Here is a 26,463-nt window from a genome sequence, read left to right on the forward strand (position 1 = left end):
CATGAGTGCGTTCGTCGACGAATCCGCTGCCCCCCTTCGTCAGTTCGTCATTGGTGGCTCCAATTGGGTTAGCTGCGATGAACAGATCACGGGGCAGCCATCACCCTTACGCGATGCAGAATTAGAGATAATTGCAGTGTTCAACTGTCAACAAGATTCCGACATCTGGAAGAATCAAGGGCAAGTGAATGAGGATGATGAAAGGCTACTGGCCTTTCAGTAGAAATCAAATATCTCTATCGTATGATTAAGCTCATCCTCTGCCCAGCTGTTGGCAGAGGATGATTTTATGTTCTTGGTCTGCTATCAAGGAATTCTGATATGGTTTTGGGCTCGCTATACCCAAAGCCTAGGAGTTTTTTGATGTCTTCTGATAAGCCGCTGGTGTCAATGTTGTCTGGCAGTCTGATTTGTTGCTTGAGAAACGGAATGGTATACACGTGGTTCACACCTCTTCGAGCGATGCTGGTTGAGTTGAAGCCTCCTGCATGAAAAATCATGCAATCCAAAACTATATAATCTCCAGCTTTCGCCTCTATTTGAATAGCATTTTTACTTATGTATTCAGGTGAAGGGAATTTAGTGGATTTGTGCGATGCTGGCAAAACAAATGTACCGCCATTTCTTTCCGTAAAATCGTCAACACAAAATATAGCATTAACAGCGATTGGACTGCTCGATGTGAAATGTTGATACGGAAGATCTCTATGCCATGCCCCTTGATTATACTGTTTTTTTGGAGGGTTTATGATGCTGTTTTGCTGATTTAAAATGAAATCCCCTTGGATTAATTTGCTGATTAACGATAAAAGTATTTTATTTGTGGCGATTTTTAGAAACGACTCTGGGCCGTGAGTAAGCGGGGCGCGTATAATATTCAGTTCGTCAGTATATGTAAGCTTGTCAAGACCGAAGGTTTTAATGTACTGGTCGCGGTTTGAGTCAAAATCTATTTGAAAACGATTAAGTTCTTCGATGCCGATTCCGGACGGGATTGTAGCGTATCCCAAGGAGCTAATTTGCTCTGCGGCCAAGTCGATTGCGCTTTCGGAGATCGTTCTTTGAAGAATTCCATAACTGCTTGTTGGTATGTGGTTAAGCATTTTATTTTCCTGAGTTATGGATTTCTTTTATAATGGTGTAAGGGCGTTGTTTTATCTCCATAAATATCTTTGATATATAGATTCCTTGTATTCCTAGAAACGATATTATCAGGCCCGAAAAAAGCCAGATGGAGGCAATTATTGAGGTGTAGCCACTTGGGATTGTTGAGTGTGATAGGAATTTAATTATCAATAAGAGGATGAATGCCACAGCGGTTGCAGAGATAATTAGCCCTGAGTAGAATGTGAAGACAAGAGGTAGGCTGCTGAATGAGGTGACTGCATTAACTAGGTGGCTGATTTTTTTTCGAAGTGAATATGTTGTTGGGCTAGTATTGTGCTTCGTTACCTGGATGGCTAATTGCTTGAATCCAGTGATAACCCATATGCCGCCAATGTTTAACTCTCGTTCTTTGTGCATTAACAAAGCATCGACATATCGCCGCGACATTAATCTTGCAGTAACAATATTGTCTGGTTGGTCTATGCCGGTAAGCGCCCTGAACAATCGGTAGAATAAATATCCCGATAGTTTTTCGGTTCGCCCTCCTTTCCGACTACCTTGTGTTCCGTATACAACATCTAGGTCACTACTATTTTTTACTGCGTTCGAAAAGGTGGCTAGCCATTCGGGCTCTTCCTCTAAGTCGCTATCAATCAAAAAAACCTGTTCACCAATCGAGTGTGCCAGCCCGGTCATCATGGCCTTGTGATGGCCAAAATTTCTCGATAAATCTATTACGGTTACATGTTTGTCTATTTTTGCTATTTCTATAGCAATGTTCAGGCTGGAATCAGGAGATCCGTCATTGACAAAGATTATTTCGTAGCTCTCGCCAGCATAACTTTCTGCGGCTAACTTTGATCTGCGGTAAAACTCATCAATATACTTTTCTGATTGGTATAAGGTGGACACTATTGATAGTTTCATTTGTGATCGCGTTCTCAAATTCTTTAAATAACTTGGCCGCATGAGCCCCGGCAGAGTATACCGGTACTGGTATGGTGAGCCATAGCCTCACCAAAATTTTGTTAGTTGACCCATCTCGACAATTATCCAAATGCTGGCGCTTGGCGCTAGAGCCGCTGGACGGTGTCCGCGAGTGATGAGAAGCTTAGCGACCAAAAAGGAGGTCGCCATGGACGTTTTGCCACCAGGTACGATACTGCAACTGATGTACCTAAGAGAGCGGATTTCTGGTCTTAAACCAGGGAAGTTTGTTGAGATCGGCGCCGGTGCTGGGCACATATCTCATCTTCTGCTGTCGTTAGGGTGGCGTGGAAAGGCATACGATTTGTCGCCGACAACGGCAGAAACGTTGCGTAACCGTTTCGCTGGCCAGATTGCTAACGGCAGCTACGATGTTGTCGTAGGTGATTGGTTGACTGCACCGACCGAGCCATGTGACCTCGTAATTTCATGCATGGTCATGGAGCATTTTGATGATGAGGGTCAGCGTGCTTTTATCTTACATGGGCGGAATTGCCTTACTACTGATGGGGCCATGATCACTATCGTCCCGGGTTCTCCTGCCCACTGGGGGATCGAGGACGAGATCGCTGGCCACTACCGTCGATATAGTCGGGAGACTGCGACCAGCGTTTTCGATCAAGAAGGCATGAATATGGTCCACATTTCGGGGCTGACGTATCCGGTATCGAATATGTTATTCCCGCTGTCAAACTTCATTGTGAAACGCAACGAGTCCAAGAAACTATCTCTCAGCATGATCGATCGAACAAAGCAGTCTGGCATCCGCGGCGTCCCCATGAAGACCACTTTCCCCAAAGCTCTTGGCTTGCTTTTGAACGAAAGAGTTATGTTTCCGCTGCATATTGTTCAGAAGGCCTTCGGAAACTCTGACAAGGCAATGGTCTTATACTGCGAGACTAAGCGCTCCCAAATCTAGCTTCGCCTAACCAATATACCCGCCGTCGAGCGGGTATTTTTTTGCCTTGAAAACGCCATGCCTATCACCGCGCAGCAACTGCTGCAGATCCTCCCGAACGCCGGCGCAATAGCCGGCTTTTTTGTGCACGGAGAAAAGTAATGACTGAAACCGATAAAGACCGCGACATCCTCGCTCGCACGTTATGGGGTGAAGCCCGCGGCGAAAGTTTGGCCGGACAGATCGCCGTGGCCTGGACCATCCGCAACCGCGTGAACGACGGCAAGGCCAAGTCGTGGTGGGGCGAGGGCTATGCCGGAGTTTGCCTCAAGCCCTACCAGTTCAGCTGCTGGAACAAGAACGACCAGAACTATCCGTATCTGAGCGGCGTCAAGCCGATCCCGCCGAAGCAGTTCGCCCAGGCGCAGCGGGCGGCCGACTTGGTTATCTCCGGTGCAGAGCCTGACATCACGAAGGGCGCGACCCACTACTACGCGACCACGATGCCGAAGCCGCCGGCCTGGGCAATCACATTTTCTTCAAGGATGTGCCATGACTCCCGCCTCATTCAAGTTGATGGTTGCTGGCGTGGCCGTGGCCTTGATCCTGGCCATGAGCGCGACGTGGCAGGTGCAGGAGTGGCGCTACGGCAAGCAGTTGGTAGACATCGAATCAACCCAAGCGTTCGCCGTTGCCGAGGCGGGTCGCCTGGCCCGCGAAGAAGAACAGCGCCGCCAGGCGGCAGTGAATAAGGAAGCGAGTGATGCACGAGAACAGAACAAGGCTGCAACTGTGGATGCTGGTGTTGCTGGTGAACGGCTGCACGTCGAAGCTGGTAAGTTTGCCGGCACTGCCTGCGGCGATCCCGGAGCTGCCCAGCGAGGCGCGTCAGCCAACCGCGCCGCCATGGTGCTCTCCGACCTGCTCCGGCGAGCTGACAAAAGAGCGGGAGAGTTGGCGGTTGCGTATGACCGAGCCAGAATAGCGGGGCTGGCTTGTGAGCGGAGTTACGACGCAATTAGTTCTGGTGGAGCGAACTGAAAGGCCCTGCGCTAGGCGGGCCTCGTCATTATTTCAGTTGTTTCGGTGCATACATCGAACCAATTTGGAGCGCCTCTTCCTTACCGCCTTTCAACATTGGTGCCTTTTCAGGACGTAGTCAGGGAACTTTGTGACAAGATAATCGTATCTGAACCACCTGCGGAATTCTGCGAGGGCATGGTTGGGGTAAGTGCTTGCCTCCTGAGGATTGCTTTTGGCTTGAGGATATCGAGCGGGTAGTTGTGCTGACAGGGAACTCGTTTCCCATAGATCGCATCGAGGTTGAATTCCTTCCAGCTCACATCTGTCCGACGCTGATGTCCGGGAGGGTCTTATGGTTGAGGGTAAGGTCTACAATTAAGCCTGTGACTTCGTTGAAGACAATGAAATGACCCAGAGGGGCAGTATTGTTTAGTATCGATACACTTTCGTGGTGAAACCGCCATTTATCACCCGGTTTGTAATTGAGAGATTCATAAATGAAACGGCGAAGCCCAAGTGCTGCAAAATTTCTAAAATTATCTGTGGCTTGCTTGTTTGGAGATCGCGTCTCAAATGCGTAATACTCCAAAATAGCCATGCAGACGACGTCAGGGTAGGCATAGTGAGGGCTTCCATCGCGGACGGTTTCGATGAAAAGAGATCGATCAGTGTAGCGTCGACTGAACAAATATTCTTTTATAAAAGAGATCCGATCTTTTGTTATCGCTTGATCGTCATAGTGCTCAATCCATTTTTGCGTTATTTCTTGTATGGCGCTACGAGGCGCGCCGGTGACGAATGCCAAGCCCCGTTGTGTAAAGAATGGGATGCCGTTTTCAAGGACCCCCATTTCGATTCCATTAACATCACCTTGAACTTCCACCCCAAGATCCAGCTTGATCTGTTGAGGGGCGGCTTGCAAATCCTTAATGAAACGAAAATCTGATAGGTCTCGTACCACTTTTTGTACCAAACGTGCATTTTTTAGGGGCTTTCAGGGTGATGGTTATCCCCTGAAAGCCCTTTGAGATCCCCTAACCAACAACTCCAGCTAATCGGCACATAAGTCCTTACCGGTTTTTCCGTTGGGGAGGGGTCGAGCTGCACGCGACGACATGGCGGGTACCCTGAAACTGACCGAGGGGATTGCTGTGAGTTTTAGATCGATGCGTTATAAGCAGGCGGGTGGGGTTGGGCTGAATGTTGCGCGGCCCTTGTGGGGAACGAGTTTGCTCGCGATAGCGGTGGATCAGTTGGCCTCTGAGTTGACTGACACACTGCTATCGCGAGCAAGCTCGCTCCCACAGGGTTTGTGGCATGTCTCAAGAAGTCGGTGCTAAGCCTTCCCCCGAATCAACTCCCGCAATGCAAACCGGTTCGGATGGCAGGCCTCGGCCACGCTTCGGGGCAGTGGCAGGGGTTCGTTATCCAGCCAGGCGGCGATCAGCTCACCCGACAGCGGCGCGGTGATCAGGCCCCGGGAGCCGTGGCCGCTGTTGATGTACAGGCCATCGAGCCACGGGCAGGGGCTGTCCGGTACTTGGCGGGCGTCTTTGCCCAGGGCCGAATAGGCCTCGATGAACGCCTGTCTGTCAGCCAACGGACCGACAATCGGCAGGTAGTCCGGACTGGTGCAACGGAACGCCGCACGGCCTTCGAGGTTGTGCGGGTCCAGGGTGCTGGCGTTCAGGCGATCCACCAGGTCCAGGGAGATTTCTTCGAGCATCTGCAGGTTGCCGGCGTGCTCGGCGGCGGTAGGGGTCAGGTCGTCGCTCTTGAAATCGAAACTGGCGCCCAGGGTGTGCTCGCCCAGTCGCGGCGGGGCCACGTAGCCTTCGGCACACACCACCGTCGCCAGGTCCTGGCTGCGGACGGTCTGCGGCAGGCGGGTGATTTGCCCGCGAATGCGCTTGAGCGGCAAGTCGGCGGCCGGTTCGAAACGTTTGATCTCGGCGGCACTGGCGAGGATCACTACGGGCGCGCTGGCCAGGCAACGTTCACCGTCCCAGGCCTGCCATTGGCCGTCGATCCGGCGCAGCTGCAGCACTTCATGATGGGGTTGCACGTCAATCGCTGGTCCCGAAGCCTGCCAGCGACACAGCGCCGGCGGATGGACCCAGCCACCCTCGGGATAAAACAGACCGCCATGGACCAGGCCAACGCCGGCCCGCGCTTGGGCCTGTGGCTGATCGAGCCAATGCAGCAAGTCGTCTGGAAACGCCGCGGCCAGTTGTTTGTGGCGCTCGGTTTCCTTGGCGTTGAAGGCCAGTTGCAAGACCCCGCAAGCGTCCCAGTCAACGCCGCGTCGCAGATGTGTCAGCACGCGCCGGGTGTAGCCGAAACCGCTGAGGATCATCTGCGACAATGCCGTACCGTGGGCCGAAAGCTTGAGGTACAGCACGCCCTGGGGGTTGCCGGACGCTTCCTCGGCCAAGCCGGCGTGACGTTCCAGCAGCGTCACCTGCCAGCCGCGTGCGGCGAGGCTCGCCGCGCTGGCACAACCGGCCAGGCCGCCGCCGATCACCAGCGCCCGACGCTCGCCGGTCAACGGAGCAGGGCGCGCGTACCAGGGTTTCACCGTGAGCGGCGCCGGTACCTGCTCCGGCCAGCCGAGAAATACCCCGCGCAGAATCTCCCATTTATGGCCGATGCCCGGCGTGCGCTTCATCTTGAAGCCCGCTGCGTTCAACAACCGTCGTACCCAACCGGTGCTGGTGAAGGTGCTGAGGGTGGCGCCGGGCGCCGCCAGCCGTGCCAACTCGGCGAACAACTCGGCGGTCCACATCTCGGGGTTCTTGGCCGGCGCAAAGCCGTCCAGAAACCAAGCGTCGACGTGCCCATCCAACTGCGGTAACTGCTCCAGGGCATCGCCGATCAACAAGGTCAGCGTCACCCGTCCATCCGCCAGCGTCAGGCGCTGGAAACCCTGGTGAATCGCGACGTACTGCTCAAGCAATTGATCCGCCTGAAAGCTCAGCTGCGGCCATAGCGCCAGGGCCCGGCGCAGGTCTTGCGGGCTCAAGGGGTATTTCTCGACGCTGACAAAATGCAGCCGCGCCTGGGCCGGGGCGCAATGCTCGAACAGTTGCCAGGCGCAGAGGAAGTTCAAGCCGGTGCCGAACCCGGTTTCGCCAATCACCAGCCGTCCGTCCTCCGGCAGCGCAGCAAAGCGCTCGGCCAGGTTGTTCTGCTCAAGGAACACGTAACGGGTTTCTTCCAGGCCCGACTGGTCGGAAAAGTACACGTCGTCGAACACCCGCGAACGCGGGCGACCCTGTTCATCCCAGTCGAGTTGGGCGTGGTGCTGTGCGGGTGTCATGGCAGGCTCGGTCAAAACAAGGTGGCCATTCTAGCCGATCGGTATCCGCTTGCTTGACCCATCGCAATAGAGCGCTGTTCTGGATGGAATCTGCTGCACCGGGCCGCGTCCAATCCGCTAGTCTTGCCCCATTCCTGGAAGGAGCTGCCCATGTTTGAATCCGCTGAAATCGGTCATGCCATCGACAAAGAGACCTTTGAGGCCGAGGTGCCGGCGCTGCGTGAAGCGCTGCTCGAGGCTCAATTCGAGTTGCAGCAGCAGGGCCGGTTTCCGGTCATCGTGTTGATCAACGGCATCGAGGGCGCGGGCAAGGGCGAGACGGTGAAGCTGCTCAATGAGTGGATGGACCCCCGGTTGATCGAAGTCCGCACCTTCGACCAACAAACGGACGAGGAACTGGCGCGGCCACCGGCATGGCGTTATTGGCGGATGCTGCCGGCCAAGGGGCGCATGGGGATTTTCTTCGGCAATTGGTACAGCCAGATGCTGCAGGGGCGGGTTCACGGCGAGTTCAAGGACCCACGGCTCGACCAGGCCATCAACGCGGCAGAGCGCCTGGAAAAAATGCTCTGCGACGAAGGCGCGCTGATCTTCAAGTTCTGGTTCCACCTGTCCAAGAAGCAGATGAAAGCCCGGCTCAAGGGGCTCAAGGATGACCCGCTGCACAGCTGGCGCATCAGCCCGCTGGATTGGCAGCAGTCCCAGACCTATGACAAGTTCGTCAAATACGGTGAGCGGGTGCTGCGCCGTACCAGTCGTGATTACGCGCCGTGGCATGTGATCGAAGGCGTGGACAGTTGTTATCGCAGCCTCACGGTGGGAAGGATCCTGCTCGAAGGATTGCGCCAGGCCCTGGATCGGCCGAAGGTCAAGCCGGAAAAAGTCAGTGTGGCGCCGTTGCCGGCGTTGGACGACCAGCTGACGCTGATCGACAGCCTGGACATGACCCTGCGCCTGGACAAGGCCGATTACGAAGAGCAATTGATCACCGAGCAGGCGCGGTTCGCCGGTTTGCTGCGGGACAAACGCATGCGCCGCCATGCCCTGGTGGCGGTGTTCGAAGGCAACGATGCGGCGGGCAAGGGCGGCGCGATCCGACGGGTCGCGGCGGCCCTCGACCCGCGCCAATACAGCATCGTGCCGATTGCCGCGCCCACCGAAGAGGAACGCGCTCATCCCTACATGTGGCGGTTCTGGCGGCATATTCCGGCGCGCGGCAAGTTCACCATGTTCGACCGCTCCTGGTATGGCCGGGTGCTGGTGGAGCGGGTCGAAGGGTTTTGCAGCCGGGCCGACTGGCTGCGGGCCTACGGCGAAATCAACGATTTCGAGGAGCAGATTGCCGACGCGGGCGTGGTGGTGGTGAAGTTCTGGCTGGCCATCGACAAGGAGACTCAGCTCGAGCGCTTCCAGGAACGCGAGGAGATCCCCTTCAAGCGTTTCAAGATCACCGAAGACGACTGGCGCAACCGGGATAAGTGGGACGCCTACCGGGCGGCGGTGTGCGACATGGTGGACCGTACCAGCACCGAGATTTCCCCTTGGACATTGGTGGAAGCCAACGACAAGCGCTGGGCGCGGGTCAAGGTGTTGCGCACTCTCAACCAGGCGCTGGAGGACGCTTTCGAGCGTTCGGAGAAACAGGCTCGCCAGGCGAAAAAAAGCCGGAAGTAGCCAATGAGGGCGCATACGCGGGATGAATGATTGTCGCGGTCGGATATACGGTGGACCTATGCTGGACCCACTTCCTACCGACCACAACAATGAGGGTACCGCCATGCGTGAAGTGGTGATCGTCGACAGCGTGCGGACTGGCCTGGCCAAGTCCTTTCGCGGCAAGTTCAACATGACCCGTCCGGACGACATGGCGGCGCATTGTGTCGATGCCTTGTTGGGCCGCAATGACATCGACCCGGCCAGCGTCGAGGATTGCATCGTCGGCGCCGGCTCCAACGAAGGCGCCCAAGGCTTCAACATCGGCCGCAACGTGGCAGTGCTCTCGCAACTGGGCATCGGCACCGGCGGCATGACCCTCAACCGTTTCTGCTCTTCGGGCCTGCAAGCCATTGCCATCGCGGCCAACCAGATCGCCTCCGGTTGCAGCGAGATCATCGTCGCCGGCGGTGTGGAGTCCATCAGCCTGACGATGAAAAGCGTCAACACCGACAACCTGATCAACCCCCTGCTCAAAGAGCAAGTACCCGGGATCTACTTCCCCATGGGCCAGACGGCCGAGATCGTTGCGCGTCGCTATCAGGTCAGTCGCGAAGAGCAGGACCGCTATGCCTTGCAGAGCCAGCAACGCACCGCCCAGGCCCAGGCGGCCGGGCTGTTCGATGACGAGATTATTCCGATGACGGTCAAGTACCGCGTCGAGGACAAGAACACTGGCGCGGTGCAGATCCTCGATGGCGTGGTGGATCGTGACGACTGCAACCGTCCGGACACCACTTATGAAAGCCTGGCCGGCCTGAAGCCGGTGTTCGCCGAAGACGGTTCGGTGACGGCGGGCAATTCCTCGCAGTTGTCCGATGGCGCCTCGATGACCCTGGTGATGAGCCTGGAAAAAGCCCTGGCCCTGGGGCTCAAGCCCAAGGCGTTTTTCCGTGGTTTTACCGTGGCCGGTTGCGCACCGGATGAGATGGGCATCGGTCCGGTGTTTTCCGTGCCGAAGTTGCTCAAGGCCAAAGGCTTGAAGATCGCTGATATCGACCTGTGGGAGCTCAACGAGGCCTTTGCTTCCCAATGCCTGTACGCCCGTAATCGATTGGAAATCGATAACGAGAAATACAACGTCAACGGCGGCTCGATCGCCATCGGCCATCCGTTCGGCATGACCGGCTCACGGCAAGTGGGGCACCTGGTGCGCGAGCTGCAACGGCGTAACCTGCGCTACGGCATCGTGACCATGTGCGTGGGCGGTGGGATGGGGGCGACAGGGTTGTTCGAGGCGGTTCGTTAACCGTTTACCGCAGAGATGGGGTGGCAAAAGGATCATCTTTTGGGAGGGATTTAACTGTGGCGAGGGGATTTATCCCCGTTGGGCTGCGTAGCAGCCCTGAAACCTGAACCCCCAGTGTGTCAGACACACTGGGGGTTTCTTTTGGGGCTGCTGCGCAGCCAACGGGGGGACTTAGCTGGCAACCTGGGTCAACTGCCGCATCCGGTCGATATACGCTTCTATCTCCCGTTCTGCCGCCTCGCGACTGGCGAATGGACCCTCCTGCGTGCCTTCACGGGTATTGAAATAAAACTCGCCGTTTACCCGGCAGATCCGGTCACTGCGAAAAATCGTCGTAGGGGCGGGATCCTGGGCGCGTTTGCCAAGCATAGTGAGTCTCCATGGGGGGCGCGAGGTCGGTTTCATTGAGCATATGTGGTGTCGTGAATTTGCGCCTGGCCAGCCGATCGACGGCTGCGACCCATACAATCCCATGGGCGCCTTTGCTCAACTGTCCCTGTGTCGCCGGGCCAGACGCGCCTAGAATGGGGGCTCACTGTCTTGAGCTTCGAGGGTTGCATGCACATATCGTCCGGTCGCTGGGTCTATGGCCTGTTCCTTGCCCTGTTGACCGCTTTGCTGTGGGGCATCCTGCCGATCAAGCTCAAGCAAGTCTTGCAAGTGATGGACCCGGTCACCGTGACCTGGTTTCGCTTGCTGGTGTCCGGTGGCTTGCTGTTCATCTATCTGGCGGCGACCCGACGCCTGCCCAGCCGCAAGGTGCTCGGTCCTCGTGGCGGCTGGCTGGTGGCGATGGCGGTGCTGGGGCTGGTGGGCAATTACGTGCTGTACCTGATGGGCCTGAACCGGTTGAGCCCTGGCACGGCGCAGTTGGTGGTACAGATGGGGCCGATCATGTTGCTGGTCGCCAGCCTGTTTGTGTTCAAGGAGCGGTTCAGTGTGGGGCAGGGTATTGGCCTGGCAGTGCTGTTGATCGGCTTCACGCTGTTTTTCAACCAGCGCCTCGGCGAGCTGCTGACCTCCTTGAGCGACTACACCGCCGGGGTCTTGATGGTCTTGTTGGCGTCCACGGTCTGGACGTTCTACGCCCTGGGCCAGAAGCAACTGCTGACGGTGTGGAATTCGTTGCAGGTGATGATGGTGATTTACCTGTTCTGTGCGTTGCTGCTCACGCCTTGGGTGCATCCGTTGGAAGCGCTGCAATTGAGCCCTCTTCAGGGCTGGTTGTTGCTCGCGTGCTGCCTCAACACGCTGATTGCCTACGGCGCGTTTGCCGAGGCGCTGGCCCATTGGGAAGCCTCGCGTGTCAGCGCGACCCTGGCGATCACGCCGCTGGTGACCTTTGCCGCAGTGGCAATAGCCGCCTGGTGGTGGCCTGACTACGTCCATGCCGAGCAGATCAATCTGCTGGGGTATGGCGGGGCGGTGCTGGTGGTGCTGGGATCGGCGCTGGTAGCGCTGGGGCCTTCGCTGATGGCCGGGCTCAGGGCCCGGCGTGAGCGGATGGCGGTAGGACGTTAAGAGCACCACAGATCGTGCGACCGACACAAAATTAATGTGGGAGCGAGCTTGCTCGCGATGGCGGCGTGACAGTCGATGGAGATATCGACTCGCCCGGCCCTATCGCGAGCAAGCTCGCTCCCACATTTGATTTTCAGTGGACGCAAATTCGCTGAGGGCAGCCAGTCATCAGCCCTGGCTACCCGCCTCCAGCATATTCTCCGGCCGCACCCAGGCATCGAACTCTTCATCGGTGAGATACCCCAGCTGCAACGCCGCCTCGCGCAGGGTCAGCCCTTCGCCGTAGGCTTTCTTGGCGATCTCGGCGGACTTGTCGTAGCCGATGTGCGGGTTAAGCGCGGTCACCAGCATCAACCCGCGCTCCAGGTGCGCGGCCATCTGCTCGGCATCCGGCTCGAGCCCGGCGATGCAGTGCTGTTGGAAGTTGCTGCAGCCATCGGCCAGCAGGCGGATCGACTGCAGCAGGTTATGGATGATCACCGGTTTGAACACGTTCAGCTGCAAGTGGCCCTGGCTGGCGGCAAAGCCGATGGTCACGTCGTTGCCCATGACCTGGCAGGCCAGCATCGACAAAGCTTCGCACTGGGTTGGATTGACCTTGCCGGGCATGATGGAACTGCCCGGTTCATTGGCCGGCAATTTCACTTCGGCGAACCCGGCCCGTGGCCCGGAGCCCAGCAGACGCAGGTCGTTGGCGATTTTCATCAGGGTCACGGCCAGGGTTTTCAGCGCGCCGGACAGGGCGGTCAGGGGCTCATGGCCCGCCAGCGCGGCAAATTTGTTCGGTGCGGTGACGAACGGCAGGCCGGACAGTGCCGCCAGTTCGGCGGCAATCGCTTCGCCAAAGCCATGGGGTGAATTGAGTCCGGTGCCCACCGCCGTACCGCCCTGGGCCAGTTCGCAGACCGCTGGCAGGGCGGCGCGGATGGCGCGTTCGGCGTAATCGAGCTGGGCAATGAAGGCCGACAGTTCCTGGCCAAAGGTGATCGGCGTGGCATCCATCATGTGGGTGCGACCGGTCTTGACCAGTTTCATGTGGCGCGCCGCCAGCTCCGCCAGGCCGCCGGACAGTTCACCGATGGCCGGCAGCAATTGCTGCTGGACGGCCTGCACCGCGGCGATGTGCATGGCGGTGGGGAAGCAGTCGTTGGAGCTCTGGGAGCGGTTGACGTGGTCATTGGGGTGCACCGGGCTCTTGCCGCCGCGCGGGTTGCCCGCCAGCTCGTTGGCACGTCCGGCGATCACTTCGTTGACGTTCATGTTGCTCTGGGTACCGCTGCCGGTCTGCCAGACCACCAGTGGAAACTGGTCGTCATGCTGGCCGTCCAGCACTTCGTCGGCGGCCTGCTCGATCAGGCGGGCGATGTCGGCGGGCAGATCACCATTGCGGTCGTTGACCCGCGCGGCGGCTTTCTTGATCAGCGCCAGGGCGTGCAGCACCGACAGCGGCATGCGTTCGTTGCCGATGGCAAAGTTGATCAAGGAACGCTGTGTCTGGGCGCCCCAATAGGCGTCATCCGGGACTTCAACCTGGCCAAGGCTGTCGGTTTCGATACGGCTCATCGGGTCAAACTCCTGTAGGGCTGAATGCGCAGTTTAGGCCCTGATGGGCAGCGCCGGTTCCCTCAATCTAGGGGTGGGTGGTTCGGCCCGTCAATCGGACGTGAGAAGCATCGGGGTTGAGGCGCGGCGTTTTTTAGGCGCAGAATGGTCGCCCTTGGGGTTTTACCTCGCCTTTAATGAAAGGAAACTCGATGACCCGTCTTCGTGCCATCTGTACCGCAGTTGCTCTGGTGTGTGCCAGCGGCCCTGTTCTTGCCGATACCGCCAGCCACAACGCCAGTGCCGAAGCGTTCCTGACCCTGGCCCACGCTGACAAACTGGGCACCCCGGTGTACATGCAAGTGCAGCAAATGTTTGCTCAGCGCTTTGAGCAGACCAAAGCCCCTGAGTCGAAAAAAGCCACCCTGGAAACCTACCAGGCCAAGGCCAATGCCGCGCTGGACCAGGCCATCGGCTGGAACAAGCTCAAGCCGGACATGGTCAAGCTCTACACCAGCAACTTCAGCGAGTCGGAGCTCAAGGACCTGGTGTCCTTCTACCAGTCGCCACTGGGCAAGAAAGTCCTGGAAAAAATGCCCCAGCTGACCCAGCAATCGGCCCAACTGACCCAGGCCAAGCTTGAAAGCGCAGTGCCGGTGGTCAACAAGCTGCTGGCGGACATGACAGCCGAGCTTGAGCCAAAAGCCGCCGCCCCTGCCAAGAAAAAGCCGTAAGCGGAGCCTGGTATGAGCATGCAACAACGCATCGAATCGACGCTCGGGCTCTTGCAGCCCGAGTATCTGCAAGTGCTGGATGAAAGCCACATGCACAGCCGTGGGTTACAGACCCACTTCAAGGCCGTGGTGGTCAGCCAGCAGTTCGAGGGACTCAATCGCGTCAAGCGCCACCAGAAGGTCTACGGCACGTTGGGCGAGCTGATGGGCGAATTCCATGCGTTGGCGCTGCACACCTACACCCCTGAAGAATGGGCAAAAATCGATACTGCCCCGGCTTCGCCGACGTGTGCCGGGGGTAGCAAGGGGTAGAGCGCTACAAGTTTCAAGCTATCAGCTACAAGCTATAGCGCTGTGGCTTGCAGCTCGAAGCTTGGAGCTTGAAGCTGCTTTTTTGCTAGAATCCGCAACGCGCCTTCCCGGGCGCGTTTTTTTTTCGCATCCGGTTCACCCTTTACGAGGGTAGCCACCTGGAGAAACACCCATGACACAACCCATTGTCGTGGCGGCACTGTATAAGTTCGTCACCCTTGAAGATTACGTCGAGTTGCGTGAGCCCTTGCTCAAGGCCATGCTCGACAACGGCGTCAAAGGCACGCTGCTGATCGCCCAGGAAGGCATCAACGGCACGGTCTCCGGCACTCGCGAAGGCATCGATGGCCTGCTGGCCTGGCTCAAGAACGATCCGCGCATGATCGACATCGACCACAAAGAGTCGTACTGCGACGAGCAGCCGTTCTACCGCACCAAGGTCAAGCTCAAGAAAGAAATCGTGACCCTCGGCGTTGAAGGCGTAGACCCGAACAAACAAGTCGGCACCTACGTTGAACCGCGGGATTGGAATGCGCTGATCAGCGATCCGGAAGTGCTGTTGATCGACACCCGCAATGATTATGAAGTGTCCATCGGCACCTTCGAAGGCGCGATCGACCCCAAGACCACCAGCTTTCGCGAGTTTCCCGAGTACATCAAGGCCAACTTCGATCCGGCCCGACACAAGAAAGTCGCGATGTTCTGCACCGGCGGCATTCGCTGTGAAAAAGCCTCCAGCTACATGCTCGGCCAGGGTTTCGACGAGGTCTATCACCTCAAGGGCGGCATCCTGAAATACCTCGAGGAGGTGCCTCAGGAAGAAACCAAATGGCGCGGCGACTGCTTCGTATTCGATAACCGCGTAACCGTTCGCCATGACCTCAGCGAAGGGGACTACGATCAATGTCACGCCTGTCGTACACCGATCAGCGTGGAAGATCGTGCTTCGGAGCATTATGTACCGGGCATCAGCTGCCCTCATTGCTGGGATAAGCTGAGTGAGAAGACCCGCCGCAGCGCCATCGACCGGCAAAAGCAGATCGAATTGGCCAAGGCCCGCAACATGCCGCATCCAATCGGCTACAACTACAAGCAGTCATCTTCCGAGGCTTGAACCATGGCGCCACGCCTGCTCTATGTGATGGACCCGATGTGTTCCTGGTGCTGGGGCTTCGCGCCGGTGGCCGAGGCGCTGGTCGAGCAGGCGCAAGCCGCCGGTGTGGAATTGCACCTGGTGGTGGGCGGTTTGCGCACCGGCAGCGGTGCGGCCCTGGAACCGACCACCCGGCGCTACATCCTGGAACATTGGCAGGCCGTCACCGAGGCCACCGGCCAGCCGTTCAAGCTTGAAGGTGCGTTGCCGGACGGTTTCGTCTACGACACCGAACCGGCCTGCCGGGCCGTGGTGACAGCCCGCAACCTGGCGCCTGACCTGGCCTGGAAGCTGGTGAAGCTGATCCAGCAGGCTTTTTATGTACAAGGCCGCGACGTGACCCTCGCCAGCGTCCTGGTGGAACTGGCCGAACAGGCCGGGCTGCCGCGTATCGAATTCGCCGCGGCATTCGACCGCGCCGACCAACATGCGGCCACCGCTGCGGATTTCACCTGGGTGCAGGACCTGGGCATTGCCGGGTTCCCCACGTTGCTGGCCGAACGTGACGGCCAATTGGCCTTGCTCACTAACGGCTACCAGCCCTTGAGCCAATTGTCTCCATTGCTGGGTCGCTGGCTGGAGCGCGCGGCCTGTGCCTGACCTGTCGGATGAGGCAGAGGTCACGCGGCGCATCGATCGGTTGAGCTGGGCGGAAATCCGTAGGCTGGCCCTCAAACACAAGAAAGCCCTGTGGATCGCCAACGGCGTGGCCGTTCTGGCGACGTTGTGCAGTGTGCCAATCCCGTTGCTGTTGCCGCTGCTGGTGGACGAAGTGCTGCTGGGGCACGGCGATGCGGCCTTGAAAGTCATGAACCAGGCATTACCGACAGAGTGGCAGCGCGCGGCCGGCTATATCGGCCTGATGCTGCTGGTGACCTTGGCCCTGCGCTGTGGTGCGTTGCTGTTCAACGTATTGCAGGCACGCTTGTTCGCCAGGCTGGCCAAGGACATCGTCTATCGCATTCGTATCCGGCTGATCGAACGTCTCAAACGCATTTCCCTGGGCGAATACGAAAGCCTGGGCAGTGGTACCGTGGCGGCCCACCTCGTCACGGACCTGGACACCCTCGACAAATTCATCGGCGAAACCCTCAGCCGTTTCCTGGTGGCGATGCTGACCCTGGTGGGCACTGCTGGCATCCTGGTGTGGATGCATTGGGAACTGGCGCTGCTGATCCTGTTGTTCAACCCGCTGGTGATCTATGCCACGGTGCAGTTGGGCAAGCGGGTCAAGCACCTCAAGAAGTTGGAGAACGACAGCACTTCGCGCTTCACCCAGGCCCTGACCGAAACCCTGGACGCTATCCAGGAAGTGCGCGCCGGGAACCGCCAGGGGTATTTCCTCGGTCGTTTGGGGGGACGCGCCAAGGAGGTCCGCGATTACGCGGTGAGTTCGCAGTGGAAGACCGACGCCTCGAACCGCGCCAGTGGTTTGCTGTTCCAGTTCGGTATCGATATTTTCCGCGCGGCGGCCATGCTCACAGTGGTGTTTTCCGACCTGTCCATCGGCCAGATGCTGGCGGTGTTCAGCTACCTCTGGTTCATGATCGGCCCGGTGGAGCAACTGCTCAACCTGCAATATGCTTTTTATGCCGCCGGCGGTGCGCTGTCGCGGATCAACGAGTTGCTGGCCCGTGCCGATGAACCGCAATACGCTGGCGGTGTAGACCCGTTCAAGGGGCGCGACACCGTGGGCATCGACATTCAAGGCTTGAGCTTCGGTTATGGCGAGGAGCTGGTGCTCGACCAATTGAACCTGTCCATCTCGCCGGGCGAGAAGGTCGCCATCGTCGGGGCCAGCGGCGGCGGCAAGAGCACCTTGGTGCAGCTGTTGCTGGGGCTGTACACGCCGCAGTCGGGAAGCATCCGTTTCGGCGGCGCCACGCAGCAGGAGATCGGCCTGGAAACCATCCGCGAGAACGTCGCGGTGGTGTTGCAGCACCCTGCGTTGTTCAACGACACGGTGCGCGCCAACCTCGCCATGGGCCGGGAGTGTAGCGACGAGGCCTGTTGGCGGGCGCTGGAGATTGCCCAGCTCGATGCCACGGTGCGAGCGTTGCCCCAAGGGTTGGAGAGCGTCGTCGGGCGTTCCGGGGTGCGCCTGTCGGGCGGGCAGCGTCAACGGCTGGCCATCGCCCGCATGGTTTTGGCCAACCCACGGGTGGTGATTCTCGATGAAGCCACCTCGGCACTGGATGCCGCCACTGAGTACAACCTCCATCAGGCGCTGGCGCGATTCCTCAGCGGGCGTACCACGCTGATCATCGCCCACCGATTGTCGGCCGTGAAACAGGCTGATCGGGTGCTGGTATTTGACGGCGGTCAAATTGCTGAAGACGGTGACCATCTACAGCTGATTGCCGAAGGTGGTTTGTACGCCCGACTCTATGGTCACCTGCAACAAATACAGCAGCCTTGAGTTTCCTGCGCTTTTCTGCGCTTAGTATCTGAAAAAACTCAAGGAAACTCCCCGACTTCCTCCGAATCTCAAGCCAAAGCCTGTCGTTCCTTCATCCGGTCATTCGAAGGATCGAAAACTAGCCTAGGCTGTGGAGTCAGGAGCGGAATTCTCGCGGGTGTTCATCCGGCAGTACCTGTGCAAGGGACCTCATGAAGCAAAAGCAGACTCTAGGAACGCCACGGCTGCTGGGCATCGTCTGGCCCTTTATTGCCGTTGTGTTATTTCAAGCACTACTTGGAGGCGTCAGCCTTTATGTGTTGTCTGCGGTTCGCGGCTATGTGGCGGGAGAAAGTCTTTGGTCCAAGGGCCAGAAAGACGCCATTTACTACCTCAACCTCTATGCGGACAGTCGTGACGAGGTAATTTTCCGCAAGTACCAGCAGGCCATCGCCGTACCCGAGGGCGGCCATGAACTGCGAGTCGCACTCGACCGTGAGCCGCCGGACCTGGACGCGGCAAGGGCAGGCATCCTCAAGGGCGGGAACCACCCGGACGACGTGTCCAGCGTGATCTGGCTTTATCTGAATTTCCGTCACTTCAGTTACCTGGAAGAGGCCATCGACCTCTGGACGGTGGGTGACGGCTATCTGATCGAGCTGGATAACGTCGCCCGGCAGATGCACGACAGCATTACCGCAGGCCAGGCGTCGGAGAGCGATATCCGTGGCTGGAAGGCCCAAATCTTTGCGATCAACGACTCCGTCACCCCGGCCGCCAAGGCTTTCAGCGATGCGCTGGGCGAGGGGTCGCGCTTTATCCTGCGCCTGTTGCTGGTGACCAACTTCGCCACGGCCCTTGGATTGATTGTCCTGGCGTTATTGCGTACGCATAAATTGCTGGCCCAGCGGCAGGTCTTCGCCAACGCGCTGCAATTGGAGAAGGAGCGTGCGCAGATCACCCTGCAATCCATCGGCGACGGGGTGATCACCACCGACGTTGAAGGCGCCATTGCCTACATGAACCCCGCTGCCGAAGCGATGACCCACTGGAAAGCCGAACACGCCACGGGGCTGCCCTTGGCGGCGCTGTTCAATCTGCTCGACGACAATGCCCAGACCGAGGGCCTGACCCTGATCGAGCACATTCTCAGCGGTCGGCTCAGCGGCGCCAGCGAGCATTCCAAGTTGATCCAGCGCCTGGACGGCAGCACGGTGTCGGTGACCCTGGTGGGGGCGCCGATCCGTCATGCCGGCAAGGTCAGCGGCGCCGTACTGGTGCTGCATGACATGACCCAGGAACGCCAATACATCGCCAACCTGTCGTGGCAGGCCACCCATGACGCCCTGACCGGCCTGGCGAACCGTCGGGAGTTCGAGTATCGCCTCGAGCAGGCTTTGCACAACCTCACCCGTCAGGTCGGGCGCCATGCCTTGATGTTTCTCGACCTGGATCAGTTCAAACTGGTCAACGACACCTGCGGCCATGCGGCGGGTGACGAATTGTTGCGGCATATCTGCGCCTTGTTGCAATCGGGCCTGCGGGAAAATGACACCCTGGCCCGGCTGGGCGGCGATGAGTTCGGCATTTTGCTGGAGAACTGTTCGCCGGAGGCCGCGGAAAAAATCGCCGAGGGGCTGCGCCAGACAGTGCAAAACCTGCACTTTGTCTGGAAGGGCCGGCCGTTTGTCACCACTGTGAGCATTGGCCTGGTGCACATCGCCCAGAACCCGACCACTCTGGAGGCGTCCCTGCGCGCCGCCGACATGGCTTGCTACATGGCCAAGGAGAAGGGGCGTAACCGGGTCCAGGTCTATCACGCCGACGACTCGGAGTTGTCCCTGCGTTTTGGTGAAATGGCCTGGGTCCAGCGTCTGCATATGGCCTTGGAGGAAAACCGCTTCTGTCTTTACGCCCAGGAAATCGCCGCGCTGGGCCCGGGCGACCATGGCGGTGGGCATATTGAAATCCTGCTGCGCCTGCATGACGAAGCCGGGCGGATGATCTTGCCGGACAGTTTCATCCCCGCGGCAGAACGCTATGGCCTGATGACCTCCCTGGACCGTTGGGTGGTGGAGAATGTCTTCAAGATCATTCGCCAGTGCCTGAATGAGTCGCGTCAGGAGCCCATGGCCATGTGTGCGATTAATCTGTCAGGTACTACTATCGGAGATCAGGCGTTCTTGGACTTTCTGCGTAAACAGTTCGTGGCCTACTCGATACCGCCAGAAATGATTTGTTTTGAAATTACCGAGACCAGCGCTATTTCGAATCTGGGCAGCGCGATCCGCTTTATCAATGAACTCAAGAGCTTGGGCTGCTATTTCTCGCTGGATGACTTTTGCGCCGGAATGTCTTCATTCGCTTACCTGAAACATTTACCTGTAGACTTCTTGAAGATCGACGGGAGTTTCGTAAAGGATATGCTGGACGACCCGATTAACCGTGCAATGGTCGAGGTGATCAATCACATCGGCCACGTCATGGGTAAGCGCACTATTGCCGAATTTGTTGAGACCACCCAGATCGAGCAGGCATTGCTGGAAATTGGTGTGGATTACGCTCAAGGGTATGTGATCGAACGCCCGCAATTGTTTACCTGTGACACGTTGCAATGTCGGCCGGCCCGGCCCCAGCCGTTGTTATTCAAGGCCCCCGGCACGTTCCGCTGAACTTCTTTGTTGATCCGGAAAATCACAATCAAAAGGAGCCCGACAGTGATCGACACATTCAACCGAACAGGCCCGCTCATGGACCCCACGAGCTATCCGAAATGGGCACAGCAGCTCATTACCGATTGCAGCGAGAGCAAGCGCCGGGTTGTCGAACACGAGCTGTATCAACGCATGCGCGATAACAAGCTCAGCGCCAGGACCATGCGCCACTACCTCATTGGTGGTTGGCCGGTCGTTGAACAGTTCGCTTTATACATGGCACAAAACCTTACCAAGACCCGTTTTGCCCGCCATCCCGGCGAGGACATGGCGCGTCGTTGGCTGATGCGTAACATTCGTGTCGAACTCAACCATGCCGATTACTGGGTGAACTGGAGCGCCGCCCATGGCGTGACCCTGGAAGATCTGCAAGCCCAGCATGTACCGCCTGAGCTCCATGCGTTGAGCCACTGGTGTTGGCACACCAGCTCGTCGGACTCGTTGATCGTGGCCATCGCCGCGACCAACTATGCCATCGAGGGGGCGACCGGGGAGTGGTCGGCGCTGGTGTGTTCCAGCGGTGTCTATGCGGCGGCTTTCGCCGAGGAAGACCGCAAGCGGGCCATGAAATGGCTGAAGATGCATGCCCAGTACGATGACGCCCACCCTTGGGAAGCCTTGGAAATCATCTGTACCCTGGCCGGCATGAACCCAAGCAAGGCCCTGCAGGCGGAGCTGCGTCAGGCCGTGTGCAAGAGCTATGACTACATGTACCTGTTCCTGGAGCGCTGCATGCAACTGGAGCAGTCGGAGTCCGTGGCGAAATCTTCGTCCACCCGTGAGCGTCTGGCACTGGCTGGGAGCTGATTTCCTCCGCTTCGCATAGCAACCCAATGTGGGAGCGAGTCAGCTCGCGAAGAGGCTGGCAGTCAACGGGGAGGTTGGCTGTCAGACCGTCATCGCGAGCAAGCTCGCTCCCACATTGATTCCAGTGTTCCTTGATTGTTTTTTTCAGCCCGCCATCGCCAACCGGTTGCGGCCTTCGCGCTTGGCCACGTACAGCGCGCTGTCGGCCCGGCGCAACAGGCTCTCCGCTGATTCGCCCGGCAGCAGGGTCGCGCAACCCAGGCTGACCGTCAGTTCAATCCGTGTGCCCGCCGCGAAATAATCCTGTGCCTGGGCGGCGTAACGCAATCGTTCACCGACCATGGCCGCGGCATCGCGGCTGGTGTTGGAAAGCAGGATCAGAAACTCTTCACCACCAAACCTGAACACCATGTCCACATTGCGCAGTTGATTCTTGATCGACTCGGCAACGGACTTGAGTACTTCGTCGCCTACGCCATGCCCATGGTTGTCGTTGATACGCTTGAAATGATCGATGTCGAGCATCAGCAGCGACAGAGGCTGCAGATGACGCCTGGCCATGTCGATTTCACGCACCAGGGTCTGGTCCATGGCGATGCGGTTACCGGTGCCGGTCAGGGGATCGCGCAGGGCGCTTTGGGTGGCGGCACGGTAGAGCAGGGCGTTGCGCAGCGGGTAGAGCAACGTCGAGAGCACGGACTCCAGGTCGCTTTGCTCCGACTCGGAAAAGCGCTGGTTGCGGCGAAACACCAGCTCCCCCAAATGTTCGCCTTCATGGCTGAGGTTGTAGCTGAGGGTGTGGTGGCCGCGCTGACCGAATTCGAGACGCAGATCGCTGGGTTTGTGCTGATAGGCCAATGCGTCCAGGGGCACCAGGCGTTGAACTTCCCGGAAAAACAGGCCCAGGATTCGTTGCGGCTCCAGGCTGGTCTGCAATTGTTGGCTCAGTTGCTGACGCAGTTGCGAAAGGTTGACGGACCGTGCCACGAGCGGCGACGGCTGGCCGAAGCCCAGGCGCTGCAACTTGGCGCTGTCGAAGTCAATCGCGTTGATCTGGTTGGGCGTTTTCATTTTGGCGTTAGCCCCTAAGCTAAATCTGTTCCTGCCGGGCTGGGTGAGGCGACTTTGGTAGCGCGTCGCACTGATCCTTCAGTCCCGTAGGACATCTGATTTGAGTTTAGTCCGCTTCCCTGACAGGCGTAAGACTCGTCTCAACGTCCGTTCCCCGCCGAACATGGCGTGTTTGAGGATATTTAGAGCGAAAGTCGTGCCATTCAGTTCATTAGAATAAAAACCGATTAGGAATCAAGGAATTGATAGCCAGTCGCGGGCATTCCTCCGTCTTTTTTGCGACGTGGAGTTGGCGGTTCGTCTGGCTGGGCATCGAAGGCGAGTGCGTCGCGACGGTAATACGTCGCGACGTGGAGGAGGGTTACTGCGCGTTGAAGGCTTGGCCGTTGATGCCGGTGCTGTCCGGTCCCATCAGATACAAGTAGACCGGCATGATTTCTTCAGGCGTCGGGTTGTTGAGCGGGTTTTCCCCCGGATAGGCCTGGGCGCGCATGCTGGTGCGGGTTGCTCCAGGGTTGATGCTGTTGGCGCGCACCGCGGCGACGGTATCGACTTCGTCGGCCAGGGTCTGCATCAGCCCCTCGGTAGCAAACTTGGACACCCCATAAGCCCCCCAATACGCCCGGCCTTTGCGCCCGACGCTGCTGGAGGTGAACACCACGGACGCATCCTGGGACAGCTTGAGCAGCGGCAGCAGGGTGCTGGTGAGCATGAACATGGCGTTGACGTTGACATGCATCACCCGCATGAAATTTTCGCCGGACAATTGCTCCAGCGGCGTGCGCGGGCCAATGATCGAAGCGTTGTGCAGCAGACCGTCCAGATGGCCGAACTCGGTTTCGATCATGGCCGCCAGTTCATCGTATTGATGGGGCAGGGCGGTTTCGAGGTTGAACGGAATCACTGCCGGCTGCGGATGGCCGGCCGCCTCGATTTCATCGTAGACCTGGGTCAGGTTGGCTTCGGTCTTGCCCAGCAACAGCACGGTGGCGCCATGGGCGGCGTAGGCTTTTGCCGCAGCGGCACCGATCCCGCGACCGGCGCCGGTGACCAGAATCACCCGGCCATTGAGCAGGTCGGGACGGGCGGAATAATCAAACATAAAAACCTCACGAAACAGAACAAAAGCCGCTCAGCAACCACACAACGCGTTATCCAGCACTTCACGCAGCGCCGAAGGGTGATCGATCACCACATCCGCGCCCCAATGCTTGGGGTTGTCGTCCGGGTGGATATAGCCGTAGGTCACCGCGCAGGTCTTGGTGCCGGCGTTGCGGCCGGACTCGATGTCCCGCAGGTCGTCGCCCACGAACAATACGCTGGCCGGGTCCAGGTCGAGCATCTTGCACGCCAGGATCAGCGGTTCCGGGTCCGGCTTGCTGTTTTTCACATGGTCAGGGCAGATCAGCACCTTCGAGCGCTCGGCCAGGCCCAGTTGCTGCATGATCGGCTCGGCGAAACGCACCGGTTTGTTGGTGACCACGCCCCAGATCAGGTTGGCCGCTTCAATATCGGCCAGCACCTCGGCCATGCCGTCGAACAGATGGCTGTGGACCGCGCAACCCTTGAGGTAACGGTCGAGGAACTCCTGGCGCAGTTCCTCGAACCCCGGTGATTCCGGGTCCATGGAAAAGGTCACCGCGACCATCGCCCGGGCACCGCCGGAAATCTCGTCGCGAATGTGCTGCGTGTTCATCGGTGGCAAGCCACGGTCGGCGCGCATGGCCTGGCAGATGGCGATGAAGTCCGGCGCGGTGTCGAGCAGCGTGCCATCCATGTCGAAGAGAACCGCTTTGAGACGCATCGCCTTACTCCTCGCGCAGGGTCTGGATCATGTAGTTGACGTCAACGTCGGCGGCCAGCTTGTAGTGCTTGGTCAGCGGGTTGTAGGTCAGGCCAATGATGTCCTTGACGGTCAGCCCGGCCATGCGGCTCCAGGCGCCCAGCTCGGAAGGCCGGATGAATTTCTTGAAGTCGTGGGTGCCGCGCGGCAGCAGCTTCATGATGTATTCGGCGCCGATAATGGCGAACAGGTACGCCTTCGGGTTGCGATTGATCGTGGAGAAGAACACCTGGCCGCCAGGCTTGACCATGCGAAAGCACGCGCGGATGACCGATGACGGATCCGGCACGTGTTCGAGCATTTCCAGGCACGTGACCACGTCGAACTGCCCGGGCATTTCCTCGGCCAGGGCTTCGGCGGTGATCTGCCGGTATTCCACGCTGACGCCGGACTCCAGTTGATGTAATTGCGCAACCGCCAGCGGGGCTTCGCCCATGTCGATGCCCATCACCGTTGCCCCGCGCTGGGCCATGGCTTCGCTGAGGATGCCGCCGCCGCAGCCGACGTCGAGGACTTTCTTGCCGGCCAGATTGACCCGTTCGTCAATCCAGTTGACCCGCAGCGGGTTGATATCGTGCAGCGGTTTGAATTCGCTTTCACGGTCCCACCAGCGATGGGCCAGGGCTTCGAATTTGGCGATTTCGGCGTGGTCAACGTTGCTCATGTGCAGATCCTCGAAAAACTTGAAAAATCGTATGCCCCGAGCCATGGCTCCAGGGGTCGGGTTATTCGTTGTGACCGCTGACGCGACGGCCCCAGGCCTGGGCTGTGGCGGTCAGCTGCGATTCGTCCAGGCGAGTCAGCCGGCCATCTTCCAGCAACGGCTTGCCGGCCACCCACAGGTGTTTCACGCAATCGCGGCCCGTGGCGTAGATCAGTTGCGACACCGGGTCGTAAACCGGTTGTTGCGCCAAGCCCGACAGGTCAAAGGCCACCAGGTCGGCGGCCTTGCCGATTTCCAGGGAGCCGACCGTCGCTTCGATGCCCAGCGCCCGGGCGCCATTGAGCGTGGCCATGCGCAACGCCCGGTGGGCGTCCAGGGCCGTGGCCGAACCGGCAACAGCCTTGGCCAGCAACGCGGCGGTGCGTGTTTCGCCGAGCAAGTCCAGGTCGTTGTTGCTCGCCGCACCGTCGGTGCCGATCGCCACATTGACCCCGGCCTGCCACAAGCGCTCCACCGGGCAGAAGCCGCTGGCCAACTTCAAATTCGATTCCGGGCAATGAATCACGCTGCAATTGTTTTCTACCAGCAAAGCCTGGTCTTCATCGCTGACCTGAGTCATGTGCACGGCCTGGAAGCGCGGCCCCAAAAGGCCCAGTCGCCCCAGCCGGGCCATGGGCCGCTCGCCAGTGTTATCCACAGCCTGCTGCACTTCGAAGGCGGTTTCGTGAACGTGCATATGAATGGCCGCGTCCAGCTCTTCGGCGATCACGCGGATTTTCTCCAGGTTCTCGTCGCCCACCGTGTAGGGCGCATGGGGGCCGAATGCGACTTTGATCCGTGGATGGTGCTTGAGGTCGCCAAACAACTCGATGCCCTGACGAATGGCTTCGTCGGCACTGGCGGCGCCGGGGATCGGGAAATCCAGGATCGGAATGGCGATTTGCGCGCGGATGCCACTGTTATGCACGCGTTCGCTGGCAACCTTGGGGTAGAAGTACATGTCAGAGAAGCAAGTGATGCCGCCCTGGATCTGCTCGGCGATCGCCAGGTCGGTGCCATCGCGCACGAAGTCTTCATCGACCCATTTGGCTTCGGCTGGCCAGATATGCTGTTCGAGCCAGGTCATCAAGGGCAGGTCGTCGGCCAAGCCGCGGAACAAGGTCATCGCCGCATGGCCGTGGGCGTTGATCAGGCCCGGACTGAGCAGCATGCCGGGCAATTCGCGAACCTGGGCGGCGTCACACTTGAGGGCTTCCGCCCGCGGGCCGATGAACACGATGCAACCGTCGCGGATGCCCAGGCCATGGTCCTTGAGCACCACACCGGCGGGTTCGACAGGCACCAACCAGGTCGGCAGCAATAATAAGTCGAGCGCAACGGCAGGCTTGGGCATCGTGGAACGGTTCCA

The 26,463-nt window shown here is 58.8% G+C and carries 24 protein-coding genes and 1 pseudogene; 14 read left to right on the plus strand and 11 right to left on the minus strand.

The window, feature by feature from the left end; translation table 11 throughout:
* The first annotated feature begins 1 nt into the window (after window position 1).
* A complete protein-coding gene (locus tag LOY70_RS08485) occupies window positions 2–223 on the plus strand; it encodes a hypothetical protein (protein ID WP_265035445.1) in 222 nt (73 codons plus the stop codon).
* A gap of 64 nt (window positions 224–287) precedes the next feature.
* Here LOY70_RS08485 and LOY70_RS08490 read toward each other — a convergent pair whose 3' ends face one another.
* Window positions 288–1,103, minus strand: coding sequence for a phytanoyl-CoA dioxygenase family protein (locus LOY70_RS08490; RefSeq protein ID WP_265035447.1), 816 nt, complete (start codon window positions 1,101–1,103; stop codon window positions 288–290).
* Between the two features lies 1 nt (window position 1,104).
* Window positions 1,105–2,034: a glycosyltransferase family 2 protein gene (locus LOY70_RS08495; RefSeq protein WP_265035449.1), complete on the minus strand. Its 930-nt coding sequence runs from the start codon at window positions 2,032–2,034 to the stop codon at window positions 1,105–1,107.
* Between the two features lie 208 nt (window positions 2,035–2,242).
* On the opposite strand from LOY70_RS08495, the gene LOY70_RS08500 reads away from it, so the two are divergent.
* The 3 genes and pseudogenes from LOY70_RS08500 (at window position 2,243) to LOY70_RS08510 (ending at window position 4,033) form a co-directional block, all read left to right on the plus strand.
* Entirely contained in the window at window positions 2,243–3,013 is a 771-nt protein-coding gene (locus LOY70_RS08500) for a class I SAM-dependent methyltransferase (protein WP_265035451.1), read from the plus strand.
* Window positions 3,014–3,153: 140 nt separating this feature from the next.
* Window positions 3,154–3,548, plus strand: a pseudogene (locus tag LOY70_RS08505) (cell wall hydrolase).
* A 20-nt stretch (window positions 3,549–3,568) separates the two neighbouring features.
* The gene (locus LOY70_RS08510) at window positions 3,569–4,033 is read left to right on the plus strand and encodes a DUF2514 family protein (protein ID WP_413776642.1); all 465 of its coding nucleotides are present in this window, start codon (window positions 3,569–3,571) and stop codon (window positions 4,031–4,033) included.
* Between the two features lie 298 nt (window positions 4,034–4,331).
* Here the strand turns inward: LOY70_RS08510 and LOY70_RS08515 are convergent, their stop codons facing one another.
* Both LOY70_RS08515 and mnmC read right to left on the minus strand, forming a co-directional pair.
* Window positions 4,332–4,976, minus strand: coding sequence for a hypothetical protein (locus LOY70_RS08515; RefSeq protein WP_265035455.1), 645 nt, complete (start codon window positions 4,974–4,976; stop codon window positions 4,332–4,334).
* A 375-nt stretch (window positions 4,977–5,351) separates the two neighbouring features.
* A complete protein-coding gene (mnmC, locus tag LOY70_RS08520) occupies window positions 5,352–7,334 on the minus strand; it encodes a bifunctional tRNA (5-methylaminomethyl-2-thiouridine)(34)-methyltransferase MnmD/FAD-dependent 5-carboxymethylaminomethyl-2-thiouridine(34) oxidoreductase MnmC (RefSeq protein WP_265035457.1) in 1,983 nt (660 codons plus the stop codon).
* A 150-nt stretch (window positions 7,335–7,484) separates the two neighbouring features.
* On the opposite strand from mnmC, the gene pap reads away from it, so the two are divergent.
* On the plus strand, window positions 7,485–9,008 hold the full coding sequence (pap, locus tag LOY70_RS08525; RefSeq protein ID WP_265035459.1) for a polyphosphate:AMP phosphotransferase: 1,524 nt from the start codon (window positions 7,485–7,487) through the stop codon (window positions 9,006–9,008).
* A gap of 103 nt (window positions 9,009–9,111) precedes the next feature.
* Window positions 9,112–10,296: a thiolase family protein gene (locus tag LOY70_RS08530; protein WP_265037992.1), complete on the plus strand. Its 1,185-nt coding sequence runs from the start codon at window positions 9,112–9,114 to the stop codon at window positions 10,294–10,296.
* A 171-nt stretch (window positions 10,297–10,467) separates the two neighbouring features.
* Here LOY70_RS08530 and LOY70_RS08535 read toward each other — a convergent pair whose 3' ends face one another.
* Window positions 10,468–10,665, minus strand: coding sequence for a DUF6316 family protein (locus tag LOY70_RS08535; RefSeq protein ID WP_123414616.1), 198 nt, complete (start codon window positions 10,663–10,665; stop codon window positions 10,468–10,470).
* A 189-nt stretch (window positions 10,666–10,854) separates the two neighbouring features.
* On the opposite strand from LOY70_RS08535, the gene LOY70_RS08540 reads away from it, so the two are divergent.
* Window positions 10,855–11,817 carry a DMT family transporter gene (locus LOY70_RS08540; RefSeq protein ID WP_265035461.1) on the plus strand — a complete coding sequence of 321 codons (963 nt, stop codon included), beginning with the start codon at window positions 10,855–10,857 and terminating at the stop codon, window positions 11,815–11,817.
* Window positions 11,818–11,985: 168 nt separating this feature from the next.
* On the opposite strand, the gene LOY70_RS08545 is transcribed toward LOY70_RS08540, so the two are convergent.
* The gene (locus tag LOY70_RS08545; protein WP_123342130.1) at window positions 11,986–13,380 is read right to left on the minus strand and encodes a class II fumarate hydratase; all 1,395 of its coding nucleotides are present in this window, start codon (window positions 13,378–13,380) and stop codon (window positions 11,986–11,988) included.
* Between the two features lie 191 nt (window positions 13,381–13,571).
* Here LOY70_RS08545 and LOY70_RS08550 point away from each other — a divergent pair, with 191 nt between their 5' ends.
* The 7 genes from LOY70_RS08550 (at window position 13,572) to LOY70_RS08580 (ending at window position 21,477) form a co-directional block, all read left to right on the plus strand.
* Window positions 13,572–14,093 (plus strand): DUF2059 domain-containing protein, encoded by a 522-nt coding sequence (locus tag LOY70_RS08550; protein WP_030141033.1) that lies wholly within the window; start codon window positions 13,572–13,574, stop codon window positions 14,091–14,093.
* Between the two features lie 12 nt (window positions 14,094–14,105).
* Window positions 14,106–14,405 carry a BolA family protein gene (locus LOY70_RS08555; RefSeq protein WP_265035467.1) on the plus strand — a complete coding sequence of 100 codons (300 nt, stop codon included), beginning with the start codon at window positions 14,106–14,108 and terminating at the stop codon, window positions 14,403–14,405.
* Between the two features lie 172 nt (window positions 14,406–14,577).
* A complete protein-coding gene (locus LOY70_RS08560; protein ID WP_123342128.1) occupies window positions 14,578–15,519 on the plus strand; it encodes a rhodanese-related sulfurtransferase in 942 nt (313 codons plus the stop codon).
* Between the two features lie 3 nt (window positions 15,520–15,522).
* Entirely contained in the window at window positions 15,523–16,158 is a 636-nt protein-coding gene (locus LOY70_RS08565) for a DsbA family protein (protein WP_123342127.1), read from the plus strand.
* Window positions 16,151–17,977 carry an ABC transporter ATP-binding protein gene (locus tag LOY70_RS08570; RefSeq protein WP_265035470.1) on the plus strand — a complete coding sequence of 609 codons (1,827 nt, stop codon included), beginning with the start codon at window positions 16,151–16,153 and terminating at the stop codon, window positions 17,975–17,977. The genes LOY70_RS08565 and LOY70_RS08570 overlap by 8 nt, the downstream gene beginning before the upstream one ends.
* 191 nt (window positions 17,978–18,168) lie before the next feature.
* The gene (locus LOY70_RS08575) at window positions 18,169–20,628 is read left to right on the plus strand and encodes an EAL domain-containing protein (RefSeq protein ID WP_265035472.1); all 2,460 of its coding nucleotides are present in this window, start codon (window positions 18,169–18,171) and stop codon (window positions 20,626–20,628) included.
* A 78-nt stretch (window positions 20,629–20,706) separates the two neighbouring features.
* Window positions 20,707–21,477 (plus strand): TenA family transcriptional regulator, encoded by a 771-nt coding sequence (locus LOY70_RS08580; protein WP_413776628.1) that lies wholly within the window; start codon window positions 20,707–20,709, stop codon window positions 21,475–21,477.
* A gap of 144 nt (window positions 21,478–21,621) precedes the next feature.
* Here LOY70_RS08580 and LOY70_RS08585 read toward each other — a convergent pair whose 3' ends face one another.
* The 5 genes from LOY70_RS08585 to LOY70_RS08605 form a co-directional block, all read right to left on the minus strand.
* On the minus strand, window positions 21,622–22,548 hold the full coding sequence (locus tag LOY70_RS08585; RefSeq protein ID WP_265035476.1) for a GGDEF domain-containing protein: 927 nt from the start codon (window positions 22,546–22,548) through the stop codon (window positions 21,622–21,624).
* Window positions 22,549–22,909: 361 nt separating this feature from the next.
* Entirely contained in the window at window positions 22,910–23,650 is a 741-nt protein-coding gene (locus LOY70_RS08590) for a YciK family oxidoreductase (RefSeq protein ID WP_123342122.1), read from the minus strand.
* 30 nt (window positions 23,651–23,680) lie between these two features.
* Window positions 23,681–24,352, minus strand: a complete 672-nt coding sequence (mupP, locus tag LOY70_RS08595; RefSeq protein WP_123414609.1) for an N-acetylmuramic acid 6-phosphate phosphatase MupP — start codon at window positions 24,350–24,352, stop codon at window positions 23,681–23,683.
* Window positions 24,353–24,356: 4 nt separating this feature from the next.
* Entirely contained in the window at window positions 24,357–25,055 is a 699-nt protein-coding gene (gene ubiG, locus LOY70_RS08600) for a bifunctional 2-polyprenyl-6-hydroxyphenol methylase/3-demethylubiquinol 3-O-methyltransferase UbiG (RefSeq protein ID WP_123342955.1), read from the minus strand.
* Window positions 25,056–25,116: 61 nt separating this feature from the next.
* On the minus strand, window positions 25,117–26,448 hold the full coding sequence (locus LOY70_RS08605; RefSeq protein WP_265035478.1) for a TRZ/ATZ family hydrolase: 1,332 nt from the start codon (window positions 26,446–26,448) through the stop codon (window positions 25,117–25,119).
* Between the last annotated feature and the right edge of the window lie 15 nt (window positions 26,449–26,463).

Origin of the sequence: Pseudomonas sp. B21-054 (genome assembly GCF_026016345.1) — a bacterium.
In the GTDB taxonomy this organism is placed as follows: Bacteria; Pseudomonadota; Gammaproteobacteria; order Pseudomonadales; family Pseudomonadaceae; genus Aquipseudomonas.